We start from the raw sequence: 21,550 nt of genomic DNA on the forward strand, positions 1-21,550 counted from the left end.
TTTCGTGTGCAGTGCTAGTATGTGGCATGTTTTCGATCATAAGTCGAAAACCTGGCCAGGTTCAAAGGAGACGGCCATGACGGTTCTGGACCGTGCGGCGGAGTTCGAAGGTTTCGGCGACGTGGTCGCCGACGGGCAGTGGGCAGACGAAGTGCGTCGCCTTGCCAAGGAACGCAACGCCACAATCCTCGCGCACAACTACCAGCTGCCCGAGATTCAGGACATCGCCGACCATGTGGGCGACTCGCTGGCGCTGTCGCGGATCGCTGCGGACGCCGCTGAGGACACCATCGTGTTCTGCGGTGTGCACTTCATGGCCGAGACCGCCAAAATCCTGTCGCCGGCCAAGACGGTGTTGATCCCGGACCAGCGAGCGGGCTGCTCGCTGGCCGATTCGATCACCGCCGACGACCTGCGGGCCTGGAAGGCCGACTACCCGGACGCGGTCGTGGTGTCATATGTGAACACCACCGCGGCCGTCAAAGCCCTCACCGACATTTGCTGCACGTCGTCCAACGCGGTCGAGGTCGTCGCCTCGATTCCCGCGGACAAGACCGTGCTGTTCTGCCCGGACCAGTTCCTCGGTGCGCACGTGCGCCGCATGACGGGTCGGGACAACCTGCACATCTGGGCCGGCGAATGCCACGTGCACGCCGGCATCAACGGTGACGAGCTCGCCGACCAGGCCCGCTCGCACCCCGACGCCGAACTCTTCGTGCACCCCGAATGCGGTTGCGCCACCTCGGCTCTGTACCTGGCCGGCGAGGGCGCGGTGCCCGACGACCGGGTCAAGATCCTGTCGACCGGCGGCATGCTCGACGCCGCCCGCGAGACCCACGCCAAGCAGGTCCTGGTCGCCACCGAGATCGGCATGCTGCACCAGTTGCGCCGTGCCGCACCGGAAACCGAGTTTCTCGCCGTCAACGATCGGGCCTCATGCCCGTACATGAAGATGATCACGCCGGCCGCGCTGCTGCGCTGCCTGCGGGACGGTGCCGACGAAGTTCACGTCGACGAAGATGTCGCAGCCGCAGCTCGGTTGAGCGTGCAGCGCATGATCGGGATCGGGCAGCCCGGCGGCGGGGAATAGCGTGAGCGCCCACGCGGGCCGTCGGACGGCTGCTTGCGGCGGCCGCGGCTACTGGCGCCAGCGGGCCGACGTCATCGTCGTCGGCACGGGGGTCGCCGGCCTCGCGGCGGCGCGTGCCGCCCAGCTGGCCGGCAGCCGCGTCGTGGTCGTCGGCAAGTCCGGCGAGACGGCGACCGCTTATGCCCAGGGCGGCATCGCGGTCGTCATCCCCGACACCGATGATTCGGTGCAGGCGCACGTCGCCGACACCGTCGCGGCCGGGGCCGGCTTGTGCGATGTCGACGCGGTCACCTCGATCGTCGCCGACGGTTATGCCGCCGTGCGTGAATTGGTCGGCGCCGGTGCGGCTTTCGACGAAGTCGGGCCGGGGGATTGGTCCCTGACCCGCGAGGGTGGGCACAGCCGCCGCCGCATCATCCATGCCGGTGGCGATGCCACCGGTGCCGAGGTGCAGCGCGCACTGGCCGCCGCGACCCAGACGCTCGACATCCGGCCCAATCATGTTGCGCTGCAGGTCCTGCACCACGACGGTGCGGTCAGCGGTCTGCTGGTGCTGAGTCCTGAAGGACCGGGTGTGCTGACGGCGCCGTCGGTGATCCTGGCGACCGGTGGCCTGGGGCAGCTGTACACCGCGACGACGAATCCGGACGGTTCGACCGGCGACGGCATCGCCCTGGCGCTGCGCGCCGGATTACCGGTCCGTGACATCGAATTCATCCAGTTTCACCCGACGATGCTGTACACCGGCGCGGCCGGCGGCCGGTGCCCGCTGATCACCGAAGCCTTGCGCGGCGAAGGGGCCGTCCTGCGTGACCTCCGCGGCGACTCGGTGACCGACGGTGTGCACCCGATGGGGGACCTGGCTCCGCGCGACGTCGTGGCCGCCGCGATCGATGCCCGCCTCGCGGCCACCGGCGACGACTACGTCTACCTCGATGCGCGCGGCGTCCCCGACGTCGCCGCCCGGTTCCCGACGGTCACGGCCGCGTGCCTGGCGGCCGGCATCGACCCTGCGCGCCAACCGATTCCGGTGGTGCCGGGCGCCCATTACAGCTGCGGGGGTGTGGTCACCGACGTGTTCGGCCGCACCGAGATGGCGGGTCTGTACGCGGCCGGCGAGGTCGGACGCACCGGTATGCACGGCGCCAACCGCCTGGCCTCCAACAGCCTGCTGGAGGGATTGGTGGTCGGTGGCCGGGCCGGTCGTGCGGCGGCGGAGCAGGCCCGCGACGCCGGCGGAAACCGGGTACCGGAGCCGGATCTGGGCAAGCGGCCCGCGCTGAATCGCGATGTGCTGCAACGTGACATGACGAGCTACGCCTCGGTGGTTCGCGACGCCGCCGGGCTGGGCCGGCTGGGCGAGTTGCTCGCCGGCGCCCGCGGCACGGCCATGTCGGACCGTGCCGCCGTCGAGGATGCGGCCTTGACCGTGACGGCCTCGGCGGTTGCTGCCGCTGCGGCCGTGCGCGCGGAATCCCGTGGCTGCCACCACCGCAGTGACCGACCGGATCGCGATCCGGCCTTCGGGGTATCGATCGATGTGCGGCTGGATGCCGCCGGGCGTGCGGTGGCCGCCCTGCCGATAGGAGTGTGCAACTGATGGCATTGAACGCAGCGGAATTGGCCGACGCGCACGCGATCATCGATCGCGCGCTCGACGAGGATCTGCGCTATGGGCCGGACGTCACCTCGGTGGCGACGGTGTCCGCCGACGCCACCACGGTCGCGTCGATGGTGTCGCGGCAGCCGGGCGTCATCGCGGGCCTGGACATCGCGGTTCTGGTGCTGGACAAGGTGATCGGCGAGGGCGCCTACCGGATCCTTGACCGCGCCGAGGACGGCGTCGAGGTCAAGCCCGGCGATGCGGTGCTGACCGTCGAGGCCCCGACACGGGCCCTCCTGACCGCCGAACGCACGATGCTGAACCTCGTCTGCCATCTGTCGGGCATCGCCACCGAGACGGCCCGCTGGGTGCAGGAGGTGGCCGGGACCGACACCGCTATCCGTGACACCCGAAAGACGTTGCCCGGACTGCGGTTGTTGCAGAAGTACGCGGTGCGCGTCGGCGGCGGTGTCAACCACCGGCTCGGGTTGGGCGATGCCGCACTCATCAAGGACAACCACGTCGCAGCCGCCGGATCGGTGCTGGCGGCCCTGCAGGCGGTCCGTGCGGTGGCGCCGGATCTGCCGTGCGAGGTCGAGGTGGATTCGCTCGAGCAGCTCGACGAAATCCTCGGTGAGAACGTCGAATTGGTGTTGCTGGACAACTTCCCGGTCTGGCAGACGCAGATCGCGGTGCAGCGCCGCGACGCCCGCGCGCCCGGCACCAAGCTGGAATCGTCGGGTGGTCTCAGCCTCGATTCGGCCGCGGCCTACGCCTCGACCGGGGTCGACTTCCTCGCCATCGGCGCGCTGACGCATTCGGTACGGGTGCTCGACGTCGGCCTCGATACGTAACTCGGCCGCTACTATCACGAGCATGGCGGAAGACGAGAAGACCGAAGACAAGACCACCACGCTGAGCAAAGCCGCAAAAGACACCGACGAGGCGTCGGGTTCGATGTCCGTCACGCAGATCATCGCGATTGCGGCCGTGGTCATCGGCCTGATCGCCGCCGGCATCGGTGGCTACGCGCTGTACGCGGTGAAGAACCAAGACAAGAAGTACACCGAGGCCGAGCAGGACACGGCCAAGATCGCGCTCTGTGACGCCATGAAGACCGTCAGCAAGGGCATCGCGATCAACACCAACCTGGCGGTCCCCGGCGGGCCGGACGACACGACCGGTGCCCTGGCCGTGGCGGCCAATGCGCGTCTGGCGCTGATCACCGGTGGCCAGTATCTGTTGAACCGGATCGACCCGGCCGCCCCGGCCGATCTCGCGACAGCGGCGCGCAAGTACGCGAACACCCTGCTGGACATCGGGGCCGCGGCGACGGCCGGTTCTCAGACCGACGATCCGCAGCAGAAGGTGCGCCTGGACGACGCCGGCGCCGACAGCAAGCAGATCAACGACATCTGCAAGTAGCCGTTGACGGACCGGGGGCCACGCTGACACTCAGCGTGGCCCCCGGTTTGTCAGTGGGCGATGTCGGCGACGAACACGCCGCTGCGCTTGGCCACGATCTGTGCGATCCGCGGCAGCGAGGGGTCACTGGTACCCGCGGGCAGGATGCGCGGATTCACCAGGTGCAGATCCTGGCGCGCGACGTGGATGTCGGCCTCGCCCGCGGCGAGCACGTTCTTGACCCAATTGGTCTTGCCGTGAGCCAGCCCGATCGCCAGCACATCGCCCTTGCGGTACGAGGTGACGATGGTCTCGAACTCCTTGCCGGACTTGCGGCCGCGGTGCTTGATGACCGAGAACCCCGGCAGCTTCTTGGACAACGGGCGCAACGCCGGGTTGATGTACTTGATCTGGAAGTTCTCCAACCACACCGGGAAGATCATCGGCACGCCGGCGGCGTTGTTGGGGTGGTCCTGACGGCTTGACATTGACGCCTCCGTATTCGATTCGGCTTGCTCTCGGACAATAGTCCGGCGTGCACGTGCGTGACGGTCCTGCCGATGGGAAGAGCCGCTAGCCCGTGGCGGCGCGGCGCAGTTCGCGCCGGACGACGGTCGGGGTGTACCCCGTCTGCTCACGCAGCGTCCGGCAGAAGTGGGCCTGGTCGGCGAACCCCAGCGTGGCCGCGACATCGGCGAGCGTGGTGTCACCGCGGTGCAGATGGTCGAGGGCCCGTCCCACGCGGACCCGATTGCGATACCGCGTGACCGATACCCCCAGCTCGTTGCTGAACGATCGGCTCAGACGGTAGGGCGACACCCCGAGGGCAGCGGCGAGGGGGAACAGTCCTGCGGCGGTGTCATCGCCCTGGCGGATCGCTTCGCGGGCTCGCGCCACCAATCGCCGCTCCGAAGTCCGAGACGGCGAATCGGACGCGGGGATCGGCCGTGTTGCCGCCGACCGCAGCGCCGAACCCACCAGCAAGACCAGTTGTTCGGCGATCTGATAGTCGGGGTCGGTGCCTTCGTCGCCCAGCAATCGCCGGTGTGCCAGTTCCAGTCGGGCGTCGACATAGACCGGCGTGGACCCGGTCCGCTGGGGTTCGCCGGCGAGCTGCCACCAACTCGCGGCGCCGAGCTGCAGTGACGTGCACTGGTCGCCCCCGTGCGGATGGGCAAATTGCTCGCCCTCCCCGGGCAGACCGAGATAGCCGAGCGTCGGATCGTGTTCGACGGGACCGCCGGCGCTGCGGCGGTGAAAACTGCCCGAACGGACCAGCACGACGCGGCCGTCGATCGCGCACTCGGGCTCGGACCAGGCCTCGTCGGCACCCGTGCAGCACCAGGTCGCGATGCTGAAGTCGGGTCGCGCGACCAGCGTCTGCGCGGTCAACATGCCGGTGACGTTATCGGTGGGGACCGACACGGTCGGATGACGGCGACGGCCCGCAAGAATGTTCAAGACGTCCGGTCGGCCACCGCCCAGACTGGCGGCATGGCATTCATTCACGTTGAGTTCGATGTTGAGGCAGACCGCGACCAGGTGTGGCAGGTGATCGGGGACTGGGAGGCCGGTCCCGTGCGCATGGCTCCCGGCTTCGTGGTGTCCTCCGAGTCGGCCGGCAATATTCGGGTCGTGACGTTCGCCGACGGTTTCTTCGGCCGAGAACGCCTGGTCAGTCGCGATGACGCCGATTGTCGAATCGCCTACTCGTTGATCGGTGATACCGCGCGCCCGGTGCACGACAACGCGGTGATGCGGGTTACGGCCGTCGGTCCGGCGCGCTGCCGATTCCTCTGGTCGCGTGACGTCCTGCCCGACGAAGCCGCGGGCCCGTTGCGGGCCGCGATGGAACAGGCGGCGCCGATCATCAAGAGCGCGCTGGAGAGCTCGACAGTCGGCTAGGCCGCCACGTGGTGGCGGATTTTTATGAACTGGACTGATCAGGGACAATTGAATCGATGGCCGAGATACAGATGTCCCGTATCGACCTGCGTAACCGTGTGCTGACCGCCGCAGAGTTGCGTTCCGTGCTGCCTCGAGGCGGTGTCGACGTAGATGCGGTGCTGCCCAAGGTACGCCCGATCGTCGACGCCGTGGTCGAACGCGGCGCGGTGGCGGCACTGGAGTACGGAGAGTCGTTCGATGGGGTGCGGCCGGCGGCCGTGCGCGTCCCCAAGGCGGAGCTGGACGCCGCGCTGACCCGCCTGCCCGCCGACGTGCGGGTGGCCCTCGAGGTCGCGATCGAGCGGACCCGCGCCGTGCACGCCGACCAGCGCCGCACCGACACCACCACGACGCTGGCCCCGGGCGCGACCGTCACCGAGCGGTGGGTCCCCGTCGAGCGTGTGGGGCTTTACGTACCGGGCGGCAACGCCGTCTACCCGTCGAGTGTCGTGATGAACGTCGTCCCGGCCCAGACCGCCGGCGTCGACTCCCTGGTGATCGCCAGCCCACCGCAGAAGGACCACGGCGGACTGCCGCACCCGACCATCCTCGCCGCGGCGGCCCTGCTCGGGGTCGACGAGGTGTGGGCCGTCGGCGGTGCCCAGGGCATCGCGCTGCTGGCGTACGGCGGCGTGGACACGACCGGCGAAGAACTCGCGCCGGTCGACATGATCACCGGGCCGGGCAACATCTTCGTCACGGCCGCCAAGCGCATCTGCCGCTCCCAGGTGGGCATCGACGCCGAGGCCGGCCCGACGGAGATCGCCATCCTGGCCGACAACTCGGCCGACCCGGTGCACATCGCCGCCGATCTGATCAGCCAGGCCGAGCACGACGAGATGGCCGCCAGCGTGCTGGTCACCACCAGCGAGAAGCTGGCCGACGCCACCGATGTCGAGGTGGCCGCGCAGGTCGCCGCGACGCTGCACCGCGAGCGGGTGACGGTCGCCCTGAACGGCAAGCAGTCGGCCATCGTGCTGGTCGACGATCTCGACGCCGGCGTGCGGGTGGTGAACGCCTACGCCGCCGAGCACCTGGAGATCCAGACCGTCGACGCCGCGGAGGTTGCGGGCCGAATTCGTTCGGCGGGTGCCATTTTCGTCGGCGCCTGGTCGCCGGTGAGCCTCGGCGACTACTGCGCCGGGTCCAACCACGTGCTGCCCACCGCCGGCTGCGCGCGGCACTCCAGTGGCCTGTCGGTGCAGACGTTCCTGCGTGGCATCCACGTTGTCGACTACACCGAGGCGGCCCTGAAAGATGTTGCGGGTCACGTGATCACGTTGGCCAATGCCGAGAACCTGCCGGCGCACGGTGAGGCCGTACGCCGGAGGTTCGAACGCTGATGGGCAAGAAGATCTCCCTGGCCGACCTGCCGCTGCGGGAGAACCTGCGCGGCAAGTCGCCCTATGGGGCACCGCAACTCGTCGTTCCGGTGCGGCTCAACACCAACGAGAACCCGCACCCGCCGACGCAGGCACTCGTCGACGACGTCGCCGCATCGGTCGCCGTGGCTGCCACCGAGTTGCACCGGTACCCGGACCGCGACGCCACGGCGCTGCGTACCGATCTGGCCGCGTACATGCAAGCGCAGACGGGTGTCGCGCTGACGGCGGAAAACCTGTGGGCGGCAAACGGTTCCAACGAAATCCTGCAGCAGCTGCTGCAGGCGTTCGGCGGGCCGGGCCGCAGCGCGCTCGGGTTCGTGCCGTCGTACTCGATGCACCCGATCATCTCGGACGGCACTCAGACCGAGTGGCTGTCGGCGACCCGGGCGACCGATTTCGGTCTCGACGTCGACGTGGCCGTGGCCGCGATCGAGGCGCAGCAGCCCGACGTCGTCTTCGTGACCAGCCCCAACAACCCGACCGGGCAGAGCGTGCCGCTCGATGACCTGCGCCGGCTGCTGGACGTCACGCCCGGTGTGCTGATCCTCGACGAGGCGTACGGCGAGTTCTCGTCGCAGCCAAGCGGTGTGGCGCTGCTCGCCGATTACCCGGCCAAGCTGATCATCAGCCGCACCATGAGCAAGGCGTTCGCCTTCGCGGGCGGGCGGCTGGGTTACCTGGTGGCCGACCCCGCCGTGATCGACGCGATGCTGCTGGTGCGGTTGCCGTATCACCTGTCGGTGCTGACGCAGGCGGCCGCGCGTGCGGCGCTCCGCCATGCCGATGAGACGCTCAGCAGCGTCGCCACCTTGGCGGCGGAGCGGGACCGGGTGGCAGCGGCGTTGTCCGACATGGGTTTCCGGGTGATCCCCAGCGACGCCAACTTCATCCTGTTCGGTGAGTTCGCCGACGCCGCGGCGACCTGGCAGCGCTACCTCGACGCCGGTGTGCTGATCCGCGACGTCGGGATTCCTGGATTCCTGCGCACCACCGTCGGTTTGGCCTCGGAGAACGACGCCCTGCTGGAAGTCAGCGCCAAGCTCGCCGCATCGGAACTAGCCCCACAAGGAGTTTCATGACCCGCCGTGCCCGCGTGGAACGCACCACCAAGGAATCCAGCATCGTCGTCGAGATCGACCTCGACGGCACCGGTCAGGTCGACATCAGCACCGGGGTGCCGTTCTTCGACCACATGCTGACCTCCTTGGGCACGCACGCCAGCTTCGATCTGACGGTGCACGCCAAGGGTGACGTCGAGATCGAGGGCCACCACACCGTCGAGGACACCGCGATCGTCCTCGGTCAGGCGCTCGGCCAGGCTCTGGGTGACAAGAAGGGCATCCGCCGCTTCGGCGACGCGTTCATCCCGATGGACGAGACCCTGGCCCATGCGGCCGTTGATGTTTCGGGCCGTCCGTACTTCGTGCACACCGGTGAACCCGAGTCGATGGTGTCCTTCACCATCGCCGGGTCGTCGGTGCCGTACCACACCGTGATCAACCGGCACGTGTTCGAGTCGCTGGCATTCAACGCCAAGATCGCGCTGCACGTGCGCACGCTGTACGGCCGCGACCCGCACCACATCACCGAGGCGCAGTACAAGGCCGTGGCGCGCGCGCTGCGTCAGGCCGTCGAACCCGACCCGCGCGTGGCCGGGGTGCCGTCGACCAAGGGCACTCTGTGACCAAGAAACTCGTCGTTCTGGACTACGGTTCGGGCAATCTCCGGTCCGCGCAGCGCGCCCTCGAGCGGGTGGGCGCTGACGTCGAGGTCACCTCGGACGCCGCTGCCGCGGCTGCCGCCGACGGTCTGGTGGTGCCCGGCGTCGGCGCCTACGAGGCCTGCATGACGGGTCTGCGGTCGATCGGCGGGGAGAAGATCATCGCCGACCGGCTGGCCGCGGGTCACCCGGTGCTGGGTGTGTGCGTCGGCATGCAGATTCTGTTCTCGAAGGGCGTGGAATTCGGCGTGCAGACCGAGGGTTGCGGCCAGTGGCCCGGCGAGGTCACCCGGCTCGACGCGCCGGTGATTCCGCACATGGGCTGGAACACCGTCGATGCCGCGGCCGGCAGCACCCTGTTCAAGGGGCTCGACGCGGACACCCGGTTCTACTTCGTGCATTCCTACGCCGCCCAGCAGTGGGGTGGCCATGCCGACGCGAAGGTCACCTGGGCCACGCATCACGTGCCGTTCATCGCCGCCGTCGAAGACGGCGCGCTGTCGGCGACACAGTTTCATCCGGAGAAGAGCGGCGACGCAGGTGCGACGCTGTTGGCGAATTGGGTTGAGGGGCTATGAGTTTGATTTTGTTGCCGGCCGTTGATGTGGTCGACGGCAAGGCAGTGCGGCTGGTGCAGGGCAAGGCCGGCAGCGAGACCGATTACGGTTCGGCGCTGGAGGCTGCGCAGACCTGGCAGCGCGACGGTGCCGAGTGGGTGCACCTGGTGGACCTGGACGCCGCTTTCGGCCGCGGTAGCAACCGGGAACTGCTGGCCGAGGTGGTCGGCAAACTCGATGTCGCGGTGGAGCTTTCGGGCGGCATCCGCGATGACGCCTCGCTCAAGGCGGCCATGGACACCGGCTGTGCCCGCGTGAACATCGGCACCGCCGCGCTGGAGAGCCCGGAATGGTGCAAGCGCGCCATCGGCGAGTACGGCGACCGCGTGGCCGTCGGTCTCGACGTGCAGTTCGAGAACGGCAGCTGGCGGCTGCGTGGCCGCGGCTGGGAGACCGACGGCGGCGACCTGTGGGAGGTGCTGGAACGTCTTGATAGCGAAGGGTGTTCGCGCTACGTCGTCACCGACGTCACCAAGGACGGCACGCTGACGGGCCCGAACCTCGATCTGCTGAGCACGGTCGCCGGTCGCACCAAGGCACCGATCATCGCGTCGGGCGGCGTGTCGAGCCTGGACGACCTGCGGGCCATCGCCACGCTGACCGGGCAGGGCGTCGAGGGCGCCATCGTCGGAAAGGCTTTGTACGCAGAGCGGTTCACGCTGCCTGAGGCGCTGGCTGCGGTTAAGTGATCGAACCGGCGAGGTTGGCAGAGCTGGTCGCGACCGCGACCAGCGTTCTCGACGATGCCGTCGCCCCGTTCATCGCCGGCCACCAGGCCGATGCGGCAGTTCGCAAGAAGGGCAACGACTTCGCTACCGAGATCGACCTCGCCATCGAGCGCCAGGTCGTCGCGGCGCTGACGTCGGCGACCGGAATCGGTGTGCACGGTGAGGAATACGGTGGCGAGCCCATCGATTCCGAACTGGTGTGGGTGCTCGACCCGATCGACGGCACGTTCAACTACGCGGCCGGTTCGCCCATGGCGGCGATCCTGCTCGGCCTGCTGTGGCGGGGCACTCCGGTCGCGGGGCTGACCTGGTTGCCGTTCATGGGCCAGCGCTACGTCGCGACCGTGGACGGTCCCGTCCGCGACGGTGACACGGTATTGCCGCCGCTGGCCCCGACCACACTGGCCGAATCGATCATCGGCATCCAGACCTTCAACATCGATTCGAAGGGCCGGTTCCCGGGCCGGTGGCGCAATGCGGTCCTGTCGGGCCTGACGCGGGAATGCTCGCGGGTGCGCATGCACGGGGCCACGGGCCTCGACCTGGCCTACGTCGGCGCCGGCATCCTCGGCGGTGCGATCAGCTTCGGTCACCACATCTGGGACCACGCCGCGGGTGTGGCCCTGGTCCGGGCCGCCGGCGGTATCGTCACCGACCTGGCTGGCGAGCCGTGGACGGCCGATTCGAAGTCTGCGTTGGCCGCCGCGCCCGGTGTGCACGAGAGGATGCTGGAGATCGTGAAATCCGTTGGCATTCCGGAGGATTACCTGTGAGTCTCGCAACGCGCGTCATCCCGTGCCTGGACGTCGACGGCGGCCGGGTGGTCAAGGGCGTCAACTTCGAGAATCTGCGGGACGCCGGTGATCCCGTCGAGCTGGCCGCCGCGTATGACGCGGAGGGCGCCGATGAGCTGACGTTCCTGGACGTCACCGCGTCGTCGTCGGGCCGCTCGACCATGCTTGAGGTGGTGCGCCGCACCGCCGAGCAGGTGTTCATCCCGCTGACCGTGGGTGGCGGCGTGCGTTCGGTCGAGGACGTCGACACGCTGCTGCGCGCCGGTGCCGACAAGGTCTCGGTCAACACCGCCGCCATCGCCCGGCCCGAGCTGCTGTCGGAGCTGTCGCGCCAGTTCGGTTCGCAGTGCATCGTGCTGTCGGTGGATGCCCGCACCGTGCCGGAAGGCTCCGAGCCCACCCCGTCCGGCTGGGAGGTGACGACCCACGGCGGCCGCCGCGGTACCGGCATCGACGCCGTCGAATGGGCCACGCGCGGAGCCGAACTCGGCGTCGGGGAGATCCTGCTGAACTCCATGGACGCCGACGGCACCAAGGCCGGGTTCGACCTGGCGATGCTGCGGGCGGTGCGCGCCGCGGTGAGCGTGCCGGTGATCGCCAGCGGGGGAGCCGGCGCTGTCGGCGACTTCGCGCCCGCGGTGCAGGCCGGTGCCGATGCGGTCCTGGCGGCCAGCGTGTTCCACTTCCGCGAGCTGACCATCGGTCAGGTGAAGGAAGCGATGGCGGCCGAAGGGATCACGGTGCGATGAGCGCTTGCGCGAAGAGCAGAGGGCACTGATGAGTCTCGATTCGAATATCGCCGCCCGCATCAAGCGCAACGAGGCCGGGCTGTTCACCGCCGTGGTGCAGCAGCGCGGCACCGGCGACGTGCTGATGGTCGCCTGGATGGACGACGACGCGCTGGCCCGCACCCTGGAAACCCGTGAGGCGACGTACTTTTCCCGCTCGCGTGGTGAGCAGTGGGTCAAGGGTCTGACGTCGGGCCACACGCAGTACGTGCACTCGGTGCGGCTGGACTGTGACGGCGATGCCGTGCTGCTCGAGGTCGACCAGGTCGGTGGGGCCTGCCACACCGGCGACCACAGCTGCTTCGACGCCGATCAGCTGCTGGCCCCCGAGGCCTAATCCGGCTCGGCCAGGTGCTGCTTCACCAGCGCGCGTCCCTCGGCCCGCAGGGCGTCGTCGACGTCGACCTCGAGCACCCGTAGGGCGGCATCGGCGATGGCTTCGGCCACCTCGTCACCGGTTATCTCGGGATCGTCGACGCGCTGCGCGATGACCGTCTCGGTCAGGCGTACCGGCAGGCCACAGCGGAACTCGTCGCGGCCACCCACGGCATCGACCGCCAGTTCGCGGTAGACGGCGTGCAACTCGCGGCGCCGGCGGTGGAAGCCCTCGATGCCGTCGACCTCCGGCAGCAGATAGAGCCGGCCCAGGTTCCACGGCACGGACAGCAGGTTGGCCGCGTCACCGGCCGTCACCGCCCACAGGGCCGCCTTCGGATCGTCCACCGAGCGCGTCACGCGCCGCGCGAACTCCAGCGACGGCACCACCGTCGCGTCGAGCAGCGCCTCGAGGATGGCCTCTTTGTTGGGGAAGTGGTGATACAGCGAGGCCTGGCGGATGCCGACGGCCTCGGCGATCGACCGCGTCGAGGTCACCGTGAAGCCCTGTGTCACAAACAGTTCTCCGGCGGCATCGAGGATCTGTTCGACGGCGGTACTGCCGGGGCGTAGGGCATCGCGATGACGGGGACGGCCGGGGCGGCTCATGCCACTACTGTGCCACTTGCGGTCAGCCGCGCAGCGTCGGCTCGCGTGAAACGCAACTGTTACATCGCGACCCACGTCGGAAACGTCGGTGACCCCTCTGCGTCACGCTTCCCATTAATTCTGTCAGTTGACAGGTATTAGGCCTCGCAGAATCGGAATCGGATGACATTGACCAACACGTCGCCGGCAGATCACGACGATCTCGCCGAGTTCGGCTACGACCAACAGCTGCACCGCTCGCTGGGCAAGTTCGCCTCGTTCGCGGCCGGTTTCTCGTTCGTGTCGATCCTGACCACGATCTTCCAATTGTTCGGCCTCGGATACAGTTTCGGCGGTCCGGCGTTCTTCTGGACCTGGCCGGTGGTGTTCATCGGACAGTTCGCGGTGGCCCTGTGCTTCGCCGAACTCGCGGCCCGCTACCCGATCTCGGGGGCCATCTACCAGTGGGCCCGCCGCCTCGGCGGTGAGGTGGTCGGCTGGTTCGGCGGCTGGTTCATGATCGTCGCCCAGATCATCACGGCGTCCGCCGCCGCCATCGCGCTGCAGGTGGTGCTGCCGGCGGTGTGGTCGGGCTTCCAGATCATCGGCACCGATACCGCACTGACGTCCGCCGACGGCGCCGCCAACGCCGTGCTGCTGGGTACCGCGCTGCTCATCATCACCACCACGATCAACTGCATCGGGGTGCGCTGGATGTCGCGGGTCGCGACGATCGGCGTGTGCTGCGAGATCATCGGCGTGATCGCCGTCGTCGGTGTCTTCTTCACGCACGCACAGCGTGGTCCGCAGGTCGTCTTCGACACCGGCGGCGCGGGTTCGGGCTACGGCTGGGCCTGGATCGCCTCGGGCCTGATGGCCGCCTACGTCATGGTCGGCTTCGGTTCGGCCGGTGAACTCGCCGAGGAGACGCGCGACGCGCGTCGGGTCGCCCCGCGCACCATCCGGTCGGCGCTCACCGTCTCGGCACTCGGTGGCGGTCTGATGATCGTCGGCGCACTCATGGCGGCGCCGAGCCTGACCGACGGCCGTCTGGCGACCGAAGGCCTGCCCTACGTGCTGGGCGCGGTGCTGTCCTCGCCGTGGGGCACGCTGCTCCTCGTCGACGTGGCGATCGCGATCTTCATCTGCACCTTGGCAATTCAGACCGCGGCCACCCGCCTGATGTTCTCCATGGCACGCGACCAGCGGCTGCCGTTCTCGTCGCTGCTGTCGCGCGTCAATCCGGCTACCGGGACGCCCATTCCGCCCGCGATCGTCGTCGGTGTCGCGTGCGTCGGTGTGCTCCTGGTGAACGTCGGCAACTCCGCGATCTTCGCGACCCTGGCCAGCGTCTGCATCATCGCGATCTACATCGCCTACCTGCTGGTGACCGCGCCGCTCCTGGCGCACCGGCTGCGTGGAATGCGCTGGGACGCATCGGTTACCGACGCCGGTGGCCGGCCGCTGTTCTCGCTGGGCCGCTGGGGTCTGCCGGTCAACATCTTCGCCGTCGTGTACGGCGTGGCCATGGTGATCAACCTGGCCTGGCCGCGGCCGGAAATCTACGACCCGACGGGCACCATGCCGCTGCTGGTGTGGGCCGGGCCGTTCACCATCGTCGCCATCGTCGCGCTCGGCGCCCTGTGCTTCCCGTACCGCCGCACGCATCCACGCCCCGTCGGGTCGCTCTGACCCCGTCCAATCCACAACTGCCGAAAGGATTCTCGTGAGTTCTTCGTCCACCACCTCGACGACCGCCGCCGCCCGCGCACACGCCCGTGCGCAAGCCGGCACCCACACCGCAGCCATGCCCGTCGTCCCGGCATCGCAGTGGCCGACACCGCCGGCCGGTGTCGATGCCGACCGCCTGACCTGGGCCGAGACAGTGCCCGGCGGCCGCTACACCAGCAAGGTGCTGGACCGCGGAACGCGGTTGCGGCTCACCGACATCGACGGCCGCGCGTGCGCGCACCTGCTGCTGTGGCGCGCCGACGCCCCCTGGGAGCGCCTGAACACCGCCGACACCGTCAAGGTGCCGTGGCAGGCGTACCTCGGTACCGGGCACCCGCTGCTCGATGACCAGGGACGGGTGCTGGCGACCATCGTCGCCGACACCTCGGGCCACCACGATGCCCTGTGCGGCACCACAACCCGATCCCAGAACGAAGCCCGCTACGGGGCCGGCAGCGCGCACTCGGACAGCCCAGCCGGCCGGGAGCTGCTGGTGCTCGCCGCACTCAAACACGGCCTGGGCCCGCGCGACGTCGGCCCCGGCGTGTCGTTCTTCCACGGCGTCCGCGCCGACGACGCGGGCCAGCTGGTGTCGACGGGCTCGGCCGGAGCCGGCACGGCGATCGAACTGCTCGTGCACCTGCCGGTGATCGTGGCGATCGCCAACACCGCGCACCCGCTCGACGAATCGCCGACCTTCGACACGTCCGATCTGGAGGTGCTGGCCTGGTCGGCACCCGCCGACCTCGCCGACCTGGCCGCCCGAGCCGAAACGATCGGACCCGAATACGAACGCGCGCACCGCAACACCGAAGACGTCTGGACCGCACTGCACCTCACCGAAGGAGTTCCCGCATGAGCACCGTCATCGACTCGGTCCCCGCGCTGGTGACCGGCACGACCATCCTCGACGAGATCGTCGAGGCCCGCGGTCCCTGGTCGGCCATCGTCGCGGCCGGCGATGTGCTGACCATCGTCGACCTGCACGGCAATCAGGCTGTGGACACGCTGATCTACGGGGCGCACGACACGTCCCGCCGGTACAGCGCCCAGACCACCATCACGGCGCAGAAGTCGTTGTTCGTCAGCACCGGAACGGTGTTGCGCGACAGCGACGGTGGGGCACTGATGACTGTTGTTGCCGACGAAGTGGGCAATCACGACACCGTCGGCGGCGCCTGCTCGCAGGAGTCCAACACGCTGCGCTACGGCCACCACACCCGTCATCAGCACGCGTGCGTCGAGAACTTTCTGATCGAAGGCGCCCGCTACGGCCTCGGAAAGCGTGACCTGGCACCGAATCTCAACTTCTTCATGAACGTGCCGGTCGAGGCCGACGGTACGCTCGGCATCGTCGACGGGCTGTCGGCGCCGGGACTGCGGGTGGCGCTGCGCGCCGACACCGACGTTCTCGTGCTGGTGTCCAACTGCCCGCAGATCAACAACCCGTGCAACGGCTTCGATCCGACACCGGTGCGGATGATCGTCACCCGCCCGTCCTGATCCACGTTCTCTCGCACCGCGTTCTGCATTCGAAGGAGTACCGGAATGGCGCCATCCGCCCTTACCGTGCTGCGGCCCGGGCCGAGCACCACCGTCCAGGACTGGCCGGGCCGCATCGGCTACTGGCAGGTGGGCGTTCCGCCGTCAGGCCCGATGGACGACCTGTCACTGCGGCTGGCCAACCTCGCGGTCGGTAACGCCGAGGGCGCACCCGGCCTCGAGGCCACGATGGCCGGTCCGACACTGGGATTCGACGAGGCGACGGTCGTCTGCGTCACCGGCGCCCCGGTATCGGTCACGCTCGACGGTGTCCCGGCACGGCAGTGGGCGCCCATCGCCGTTCCGGAGGGCGGTGTGCTCGAGATCGGCGCGGTGCAGGGCGTCGGCATGCGCATCTACATCGCGGTGGCCGGTGGTATCGAGGCCGAGGCGTACCTCGGCTCGCGTTCGACGTTCACGCTCGGGAAGTTCGGCGCCGGTGGGCGGGCCCTCGCGGCCGGCGACCGTCTCGATCTGGGTACCCCGGGGGGACGACCGCGCCGGCTGACCGATGAGGAGATCCCGTCGATCGGCCACGAATGGCGCCTGGCGGTCACCGAAGGACCGCATGGCGCGCCGGAGTTCTTCACCCGCGCCGACATCGAAAGCCTCTACGAGGCCACGTATCTGGTCGACCACAACCTCGACCGCACGGGTGTGCGCCTGGTCGGGCCGAAGCCGCAGTGGGCCCGGCCCGACGGCGGTGAGGCCGGCCTGCACCCGTCGAACATCCACGACACCCCGTATTCGGTTGGCGCCCTGGACTTCACCGGCGATACCCCGATCCTGCTCGGTCCGGACGGACCCAGCCTCGGCGGTTTCGTCTGCCCGGTGACGGTGACGTCGGCGGACCGCTGGAAGCTCGGGCAGCTCACGCCCGGCGACCGGGTGCGCTTCGTACCGGTGCGGGCCAGTGCCGCGGCACCGCTGGCGGCCCTGGGCACCTCACGGCGCGCGGCGTCCCCGGTGGTGCGCAGCCCGCGCGGCGACGGCGACGACGGTGTCCTGCACCGCGGCGTCACCGGCGATGGTACGACGTCGATGACCCTGCGCCGCAGCGGTGATGACAACCTGCTGGTCGAATACGGCACGATGACACTGGATCTCGTGCTGCGGGCGCGGGTGCACGCCCTGCACACCGCGATCGACGCGCACCGGCCCCGCGGCATCATCGACCTGACGCCCGGGATCCGTTCGCTGCAGGTCAAGTTCGACGCCGCGCTCACCGACCACCAGGCGATGACGGCTTTCGTGCTCGACCTCGAGTCCGCGCTCGGACCCGTCGACCAACTGGTGCTGCCGAGCCGCTCGGTGCGGCTGCCGTTGAGTTGGGACGACCCGACCATCCGGCTCGCCATCGACCGGTACCGCAACGGTGTGCGCGACGACGCGCCGTGGTGCCCGAGCAACATCGAGTTCATCCGGCGGATGAACGGCCTCGAGTCGCAGCAGGAGGTGTTCGACATCGTCCATGCGGCAAGCTATCTCGTGCTCGGTCTGGGGGATGTCTACCTCGGCGCCCCCGTCGCCACCCCGGTCGATCCCCGCCACCGGGTGGTCACCACCAAGTACAACCCGGCGCGCACCTGGACGCCGGAGAACGCGGTCGGGATCGGCGGTGCCTACCTGTGCATCTACGGTATGGAAGGCCCGGGCGGCTACCAGTTGATGGGCCGCACCACGCAGGTGTGGAACCACCGATACCCGTTGTCCGCACCGGGTTTCGAGCCCGAACAGCCGTGGCTGCTGCGGTTCTTCGACCAGGTGTCGTGGTACCCGGTGTCGTCGGAGGAACTGACCGATCTGCGGGCCGACGTCGCCGCCGGACGCGGCACGGTCGACATCACCGACGGTGAGTTCCGCATCGCGGACTATCTCAACTTCCTGTCGAGGGAAGCCGACGACATCGCCGCGGTACGACAGCGGATGACCGCCGCCCGCAACGAGGAGCGGGCCCGCTGGGAGGCCAGTGGCGAGATCGGCGCGCGCAAGAAGCCGTGCGCCACAACAGGACAGGAAGTCGCATGACGGACCGGATCAGCGCCGCCTACGCGGCCATCGCACAGCGACCGGAGGCCTTCATCACCGTCCGGGACGAGGACACCGTGCGCCGCGAGGTCGCACAGGCGCAGGGACCGCTGGCCGGTCAGCTGCTGGCGGTCAAGGACAACGTCGACGTCGCGGGCCTGCCGACCACGGCGGCGTGCCCGGGCTACGCCTACACCCCGGATGCCGACGCGCCGGTGGTGGCGGCGCTGCGGGCGGCCGGCGCGGTCGTGATCGGCAAGACCAATCTGGACCAGTTCGCCACCGGGCTCGTCGGCACTCGAAGCCCCTACGGCGCGGTGCGTGACGCCCGGCGACCGGACCGGATCTCGGGCGGCTCGTCGTCGGGTTCGGCCGTCGCCGTGGCCATCGGTGCGGCTGACATCGGAATCGCCACGGACACTGCGGGATCCGGCCGGGTGCCGGCGGCGTTCCAGGGCCTGGTCGGAATCAAGGGCACCATCGGGCTGGTGTCGACGACAGGCGTCGTTCCGGCCTGCCCGAGCTACGATTGCGTGACGATCCTGGCGCGTGACCTGGCCACGGCAGAGAGCGCCATGGCCGTGATGGCGACCACCACGCAGCGGCCGTGGCCCGCGTCGACGCGCTTCGCCGCCCCAGCAGAACCGGTGCTCGCGGTACCCGCCGAGCTGCCGGCGCTGGCGCCCGGTTGGGACGTCGCGTTCCAGCGCGCGGTCGACGCCGCGCGGGATGCCGGGATGCGGATCGTCCCCATCGACCTGACGGACTTCCTGGCCGCCGCGCGGCTGTTGTACGACGGGGCACTGGTCGCTGAACGCACGGAAGCGGTGGGGGACTTCATCAGTGGTGCCGGTGCCGACGCCGGTCTGGACCCGACGGTCGCGGCCATCATCACCGCCGGCGGCTCCCACACCGCGACCGGGCTGCTGCGTGACCGTCGTGAGTTGGACCGCCTGCGGGAGCGGGCCTTCCGGGCATTGGGGGAGTGCGACGCGCTGCTCGTCCCCACCGCTCCGCTGCATCCCACGCTCGCCGAGGTGGCGGCCGACCCGGTCGCGGTCAACGCCCGGATCGGTACGTATACCAACTTCTGCAATCTCTTCGACATGTGCGGCGTCGCGGTTCCGGCGGGCGAGGTCGCCGAATCCGACGGCACCACAGCACAATTCGGCGTCACGGTGCTGGGCCGGGCCTTCGATGACGCCGTGGTCGCGGACATCGCGGCCCGCCTGGGCGGTGGCGAGCGCGGTGCGGCGGCGTCCTGGCCCGAGCGCGCGGGCGCCGGGGTGCTGACGCTGGTCGTGGCCGGAGCGCATCTGCGTGATCAGCCGCTGGCCGGTCAGCTCCACGATCTCGGGGCGCGGTGGGACGGGCCGGCGCGCACGGCCGACCGCTATCGGATGACGGCGCTACCGTCGGGCAAGCCCGCGCTGGTGCGGCTGCCCCATGGTGGACGGGCTTTCGAGGTGGAGCGTTGGTCGCTCTCGCCGGCGGCGCTCGGGACGTTCCTGGCGGCCCTCCCGACTCCGATGGGGCTGGCGGCGGTCGAGCTCGACGACGGGTCCTGGGAGACCGGCTTCGTGTGTGCCGACGAGGCCGCCATCGCGGCGCCCGACATCTCGGAATTCGGTGGCTGGCGGGCGTATCTCCAGGCCCGCGAGTTCGCCACCCAGTGATTTGTGCACGATTTTCCGCGGCAAGCGCGGAAAATCGTGCACAAATCCCGGTCAGAGTTAGGCGATGACCCGGCCGGCCTTTGCCCGCGCCGACCACCGGCCGTGGTCGCAGCCGACCTCGATGGGGTGTGAAAAGGCCTCTGTCACATGATCGGTCGTCACGGTCTCGACCGCCGGGCCCACCGCGACGGTGCGGCCATCGGAGATCAACAGCGCGTGCGACGTCGACGTCGGCAGCTCCTCGAGGTGGTGCGTCACCAGGATCGACGCCATCTCGGGATGTGAATGCTCCAGCGCATCAAGGGTTTCCAGCAGCTGCTCGCGCGCGGCGACATCGAGGCCGGTGGTCGGCTCGTCGAGCAGCAGCAGCCGGGGTTCGGCGATCAGCGCGCGGGCGATCAGGGTCCGGCCGCGCTCGCCCTGCGAGAGCGTCGGCCACACCGCGTCGGCGCGGTGGGTCAATCCGACGGTGCCGATCAAATCGTCGGCCCGTGCGACGTCGTCGGCGGTGGGTGTCCAGCGTGCCGCGATGTCGATGGTGCCGGTGACGCCGGTCAGGACCACCTCGCGCACCGTCAGCGGGTACTGCAACCGGTGCCGGGGATTGACGTGACCGATCGACCGTCGCAGCGGCGCCAGGTCGGTGCGGCCCATCTGTGCGCCCAGCACCCGCACGGTGCCCGTCGTCGGGAACGTGACTGCGCCGCAGAAGCCGAGCAGCGTGCTCTTGCCTGCGCCGTTCGGGCCGAGCAGCGCCCAGTGCTCGCCCTCGTGCACCGTCAGCGAGATGCCGTCGATGATCTGCTTGCCCTCGCGACGGAAGGTGACGTTGTCGAGTTCGAGGACCGGGGTCATGTGAACGACTCCTTCAAAGCGCTCAGGTGGGTGCGGCTCGCGGCAGCCGCGGCGTCGGGGTCGCGCGCCACGATGGCGTCGGCGAGTTGTTGATGCAGGGCGTGGTCGCACGGCTCCGATGTGATCGGGCGGATCTTCAGCATGTCGATCATGGCCAGCCGCAGTCGGGGGAGGAACGCGTCGAACAGCTGGGTCAGCACGTCATTGTGGGCCGCGGCGATCACGGCCCGGTGAAACGCCATGTCCGCATCCACGTGTTCGGGCACCGACTGGCCGACGACGCCGCGCGCGGCGAGCGTGCGCCGGATGGTGCGCAGGTCGGCCGGCGTGCGGCGGGTGGCGGCCAGGGCCGCGCCCTCGGCCTCGATGGCGATCCGGGCCTCGATCACCGAGGCGATGTTCGCGCTGCGCAGTACGGTGTCCCAGTCGTCGGAGACGTCGAGGGCGGTGACGAAGACACCGGCACCCTGACGGCTGTCGAGGACGCCCTTTCCGGCCAGTTCTCGGATGGCTTCGCGCAGTGTCGAGCGGCCGACGCCGAGCTGTGCGGCCAGCGTCGTCTCGCCCGGAAGTCGTTGTCCGAGGGCCCATTCACCGTCCTTGATGCGCGTCAGCAGGAGCTGCGCGGCTTGCGCCGCCAGGGGTTGACGCTGTACCTGCGCGACCATGATGCCTCTCT

At 69.3% G+C, this 21,550-nt stretch carries 23 protein-coding genes; 18 read left to right on the forward strand and 5 right to left on the reverse strand.

The genetic code is table 11. The features are described from left to right. The first annotated feature begins 76 nt into the window (after positions 1-76). The 4 genes from nadA to H289_RS0123140 are packed head-to-tail and all read left to right on the forward strand — an operon-like array spanning position 77 to position 4,118. A complete protein-coding gene (gene nadA, locus H289_RS0123125; RefSeq protein WP_020103215.1) occupies positions 77-1,090 on the forward strand; it encodes a quinolinate synthase NadA in 1,014 nt (337 codons plus the stop codon). A 1-nt stretch (position 1,091) separates the two neighbouring features. After that, positions 1,092-2,690 (forward strand): L-aspartate oxidase, encoded by a 1,599-nt coding sequence (locus tag H289_RS31160; RefSeq protein WP_020103216.1) that lies wholly within the window; start codon positions 1,092-1,094, stop codon positions 2,688-2,690. Continuing rightward, positions 2,690-3,547: a carboxylating nicotinate-nucleotide diphosphorylase gene (gene nadC / locus H289_RS0123135; protein WP_020103217.1), complete on the forward strand. Its 858-nt coding sequence runs from the start codon at positions 2,690-2,692 to the stop codon at positions 3,545-3,547. The genes H289_RS31160 and nadC overlap by 1 nt, the downstream gene beginning before the upstream one ends. Positions 3,548-3,569: 22 nt before the next feature. Beyond that, on the forward strand, positions 3,570-4,118 hold the full coding sequence (locus H289_RS0123140; RefSeq protein ID WP_020103218.1) for a flagellar basal body-associated FliL family protein: 549 nt from the start codon (positions 3,570-3,572) through the stop codon (positions 4,116-4,118). 50 nt (positions 4,119-4,168) lie between these two features. Here H289_RS0123140 and H289_RS0123145 read toward each other — a convergent pair whose 3' ends face one another. Then, positions 4,169-4,585: a nitroreductase family deazaflavin-dependent oxidoreductase gene (locus tag H289_RS0123145; RefSeq protein WP_020103219.1), complete on the reverse strand. Its 417-nt coding sequence runs from the start codon at positions 4,583-4,585 to the stop codon at positions 4,169-4,171. Between the two features lie 85 nt (positions 4,586-4,670). Further along, positions 4,671-5,492: a helix-turn-helix domain-containing protein gene (locus H289_RS0123150; RefSeq protein ID WP_029105629.1), complete on the reverse strand. Its 822-nt coding sequence runs from the start codon at positions 5,490-5,492 to the stop codon at positions 4,671-4,673. A 99-nt stretch (positions 5,493-5,591) separates the two neighbouring features. On the opposite strand from H289_RS0123150, the gene H289_RS0123155 reads away from it, so the two are divergent. The 9 genes from H289_RS0123155 to hisI are packed head-to-tail and all read left to right on the forward strand — an operon-like array spanning position 5,592 to position 12,413. After that, complete coding sequence (locus H289_RS0123155; RefSeq protein ID WP_029105630.1) at positions 5,592-6,002, forward strand: SRPBCC family protein; 411 nt, start codon at positions 5,592-5,594, stop codon at positions 6,000-6,002. Between the two features lie 56 nt (positions 6,003-6,058). Then, entirely contained in the window at positions 6,059-7,387 is a 1,329-nt protein-coding gene (gene hisD / locus H289_RS0123160) for a histidinol dehydrogenase (RefSeq protein ID WP_020103222.1), read from the forward strand. After that, positions 7,387-8,508, forward strand: coding sequence for a histidinol-phosphate transaminase (locus H289_RS0123165; protein WP_020103223.1), 1,122 nt, complete (start codon positions 7,387-7,389; stop codon positions 8,506-8,508). Before hisD ends, H289_RS0123165 begins: the two co-directional genes overlap by 1 nt. After that, the gene (hisB, locus tag H289_RS0123170; protein WP_020103224.1) at positions 8,505-9,113 is read left to right on the forward strand and encodes an imidazoleglycerol-phosphate dehydratase HisB; all 609 of its coding nucleotides are present in this window, start codon (positions 8,505-8,507) and stop codon (positions 9,111-9,113) included. The genes H289_RS0123165 and hisB overlap by 4 nt, the downstream gene beginning before the upstream one ends. Beyond that, on the forward strand, positions 9,110-9,727 hold the full coding sequence (gene hisH / locus H289_RS0123175; RefSeq protein WP_020103225.1) for an imidazole glycerol phosphate synthase subunit HisH: 618 nt from the start codon (positions 9,110-9,112) through the stop codon (positions 9,725-9,727). The genes hisB and hisH overlap by 4 nt, the downstream gene beginning before the upstream one ends. Continuing rightward, entirely contained in the window at positions 9,724-10,455 is a 732-nt protein-coding gene (priA, locus tag H289_RS0123180; protein ID WP_029105632.1) for a bifunctional 1-(5-phosphoribosyl)-5-((5-phosphoribosylamino)methylideneamino)imidazole-4-carboxamide isomerase/phosphoribosylanthranilate isomerase PriA, read from the forward strand. The genes hisH and priA overlap by 4 nt, the downstream gene beginning before the upstream one ends. Beyond that, positions 10,455-11,267 (forward strand): inositol monophosphatase family protein, encoded by an 813-nt coding sequence (locus H289_RS0123185; protein WP_036421293.1) that lies wholly within the window; start codon positions 10,455-10,457, stop codon positions 11,265-11,267. The genes priA and H289_RS0123185 overlap by 1 nt, the downstream gene beginning before the upstream one ends. Then, positions 11,237-12,037: an imidazole glycerol phosphate synthase subunit HisF gene (gene hisF, locus H289_RS0123190; protein ID WP_196810072.1), complete on the forward strand. Its 801-nt coding sequence runs from the start codon at positions 11,237-11,239 to the stop codon at positions 12,035-12,037. The genes H289_RS0123185 and hisF overlap by 31 nt, the downstream gene beginning before the upstream one ends. Positions 12,038-12,065: 28 nt before the next feature. After that, complete coding sequence (hisI, locus tag H289_RS0123195) at positions 12,066-12,413, forward strand: phosphoribosyl-AMP cyclohydrolase (protein ID WP_020103229.1); 348 nt, start codon at positions 12,066-12,068, stop codon at positions 12,411-12,413. On the opposite strand, the gene H289_RS0123200 is transcribed toward hisI, so the two are convergent. Then, positions 12,410-13,060, reverse strand: coding sequence for a TetR/AcrR family transcriptional regulator (locus tag H289_RS0123200; RefSeq protein ID WP_020103230.1), 651 nt, complete (start codon positions 13,058-13,060; stop codon positions 12,410-12,412). The genes hisI and H289_RS0123200 overlap by 4 nt on opposite strands. 162 nt (positions 13,061-13,222) lie before the next feature. Here H289_RS0123200 and H289_RS0123205 point away from each other — a divergent pair, with 162 nt between their 5' ends. The 5 genes from H289_RS0123205 to atzF are packed head-to-tail and all read left to right on the forward strand — an operon-like array spanning position 13,223 to position 20,016. Then, entirely contained in the window at positions 13,223-14,731 is a 1,509-nt protein-coding gene (locus H289_RS0123205) for an amino acid permease (protein WP_020103231.1), read from the forward strand. Positions 14,732-14,765: 34 nt separating this feature from the next. Next, on the forward strand, positions 14,766-15,629 hold the full coding sequence (locus H289_RS0123210; protein ID WP_020103232.1) for an urea amidolyase associated protein UAAP1: 864 nt from the start codon (positions 14,766-14,768) through the stop codon (positions 15,627-15,629). After that, complete coding sequence (locus H289_RS0123215) at positions 15,626-16,273, forward strand: urea amidolyase associated protein UAAP2 (RefSeq protein WP_020103233.1); 648 nt, start codon at positions 15,626-15,628, stop codon at positions 16,271-16,273. The genes H289_RS0123210 and H289_RS0123215 overlap by 4 nt, the downstream gene beginning before the upstream one ends. A gap of 45 nt (positions 16,274-16,318) precedes the next feature. Further along, positions 16,319-18,340 carry a 5-oxoprolinase/urea amidolyase family protein gene (locus H289_RS31165; protein WP_036421264.1) on the forward strand — a complete coding sequence of 674 codons (2,022 nt, stop codon included), beginning with the start codon at positions 16,319-16,321 and terminating at the stop codon, positions 18,338-18,340. After that, positions 18,337-20,016 (forward strand): allophanate hydrolase, encoded by a 1,680-nt coding sequence (gene atzF / locus H289_RS0123225; RefSeq protein WP_020103235.1) that lies wholly within the window; start codon positions 18,337-18,339, stop codon positions 20,014-20,016. Before H289_RS31165 ends, atzF begins: the two co-directional genes overlap by 4 nt. Positions 20,017-20,073: 57 nt before the next feature. Here the strand turns inward: atzF and H289_RS0123230 are convergent, their stop codons facing one another. After that, complete coding sequence (locus H289_RS0123230; RefSeq protein ID WP_020103236.1) at positions 20,074-20,871, reverse strand: ABC transporter ATP-binding protein; 798 nt, start codon at positions 20,869-20,871, stop codon at positions 20,074-20,076. Beyond that, on the reverse strand, positions 20,868-21,539 hold the full coding sequence (locus tag H289_RS0123235; protein ID WP_020103237.1) for a FadR/GntR family transcriptional regulator: 672 nt from the start codon (positions 21,537-21,539) through the stop codon (positions 20,868-20,870). The genes H289_RS0123230 and H289_RS0123235 overlap by 4 nt, the downstream gene beginning before the upstream one ends. Positions 21,540-21,550 lie beyond the last annotated feature (11 nt).

The organism is Mycobacterium sp. 360MFTsu5.1 (assembly GCF_000383495.1).
GTDB classification, from domain to species: Bacteria; Actinomycetota; Actinomycetes; order Mycobacteriales; family Mycobacteriaceae; genus Mycobacterium; species Mycobacterium mucogenicum_B.

What these genes read in the sequence shown, in the direction of transcription:
- H289_RS0123150 (WP_029105629.1), bottom strand. Translation starts at nt 5,492, where the DNA reads ATGTTGACCGCGCAGACGCTGGTCGCGCGACCCGACTTCAGCATCGCG.
- H289_RS0123205 (WP_020103231.1), top strand. Translation starts at nt 13,223, where the DNA reads ATGACATTGACCAACACGTCGCCGGCAGATCACGACGATCTCGCCGAG.
- H289_RS0123235 (WP_020103237.1), bottom strand. Translation starts at nt 21,539, where the DNA reads ATGGTCGCGCAGGTACAGCGTCAACCCCTGGCGGCGCAAGCCGCGCAG.
- H289_RS0123215 (WP_020103233.1), top strand. Translation starts at nt 15,626, where the DNA reads ATGAGCACCGTCATCGACTCGGTCCCCGCGCTGGTGACCGGCACGACC.
- nadA (WP_020103215.1), top strand. Translation starts at nt 77, where the DNA reads ATGACGGTTCTGGACCGTGCGGCGGAGTTCGAAGGTTTCGGCGACGTG.
- H289_RS0123155 (WP_029105630.1), top strand. Translation starts at nt 5,592, where the DNA reads ATGGCATTCATTCACGTTGAGTTCGATGTTGAGGCAGACCGCGACCAG.
- hisB (WP_020103224.1), top strand. Translation starts at nt 8,505, where the DNA reads ATGACCCGCCGTGCCCGCGTGGAACGCACCACCAAGGAATCCAGCATC.
- atzF (WP_020103235.1), top strand. Translation starts at nt 18,337, where the DNA reads ATGACGGACCGGATCAGCGCCGCCTACGCGGCCATCGCACAGCGACCG.
- H289_RS0123230 (WP_020103236.1), bottom strand. Translation starts at nt 20,871, where the DNA reads ATGACCCCGGTCCTCGAACTCGACAACGTCACCTTCCGTCGCGAGGGC.
- hisD (WP_020103222.1), top strand. Translation starts at nt 6,059, where the DNA reads ATGGCCGAGATACAGATGTCCCGTATCGACCTGCGTAACCGTGTGCTG.
- H289_RS0123140 (WP_020103218.1), top strand. Translation starts at nt 3,570, where the DNA reads ATGGCGGAAGACGAGAAGACCGAAGACAAGACCACCACGCTGAGCAAA.
- H289_RS31165 (WP_036421264.1), top strand. Translation starts at nt 16,319, where the DNA reads ATGGCGCCATCCGCCCTTACCGTGCTGCGGCCCGGGCCGAGCACCACC.
- nadC (WP_020103217.1), top strand. Translation starts at nt 2,690, where the DNA reads ATGGCATTGAACGCAGCGGAATTGGCCGACGCGCACGCGATCATCGAT.
- H289_RS0123165 (WP_020103223.1), top strand. Translation starts at nt 7,387, where the DNA reads ATGGGCAAGAAGATCTCCCTGGCCGACCTGCCGCTGCGGGAGAACCTG.
- hisI (WP_020103229.1), top strand. Translation starts at nt 12,066, where the DNA reads ATGAGTCTCGATTCGAATATCGCCGCCCGCATCAAGCGCAACGAGGCC.
- H289_RS0123200 (WP_020103230.1), bottom strand. Translation starts at nt 13,060, where the DNA reads ATGAGCCGCCCCGGCCGTCCCCGTCATCGCGATGCCCTACGCCCCGGC.
- H289_RS0123145 (WP_020103219.1), bottom strand. Translation starts at nt 4,585, where the DNA reads ATGTCAAGCCGTCAGGACCACCCCAACAACGCCGCCGGCGTGCCGATG.
- priA (WP_029105632.1), top strand. Translation starts at nt 9,724, where the DNA reads ATGAGTTTGATTTTGTTGCCGGCCGTTGATGTGGTCGACGGCAAGGCA.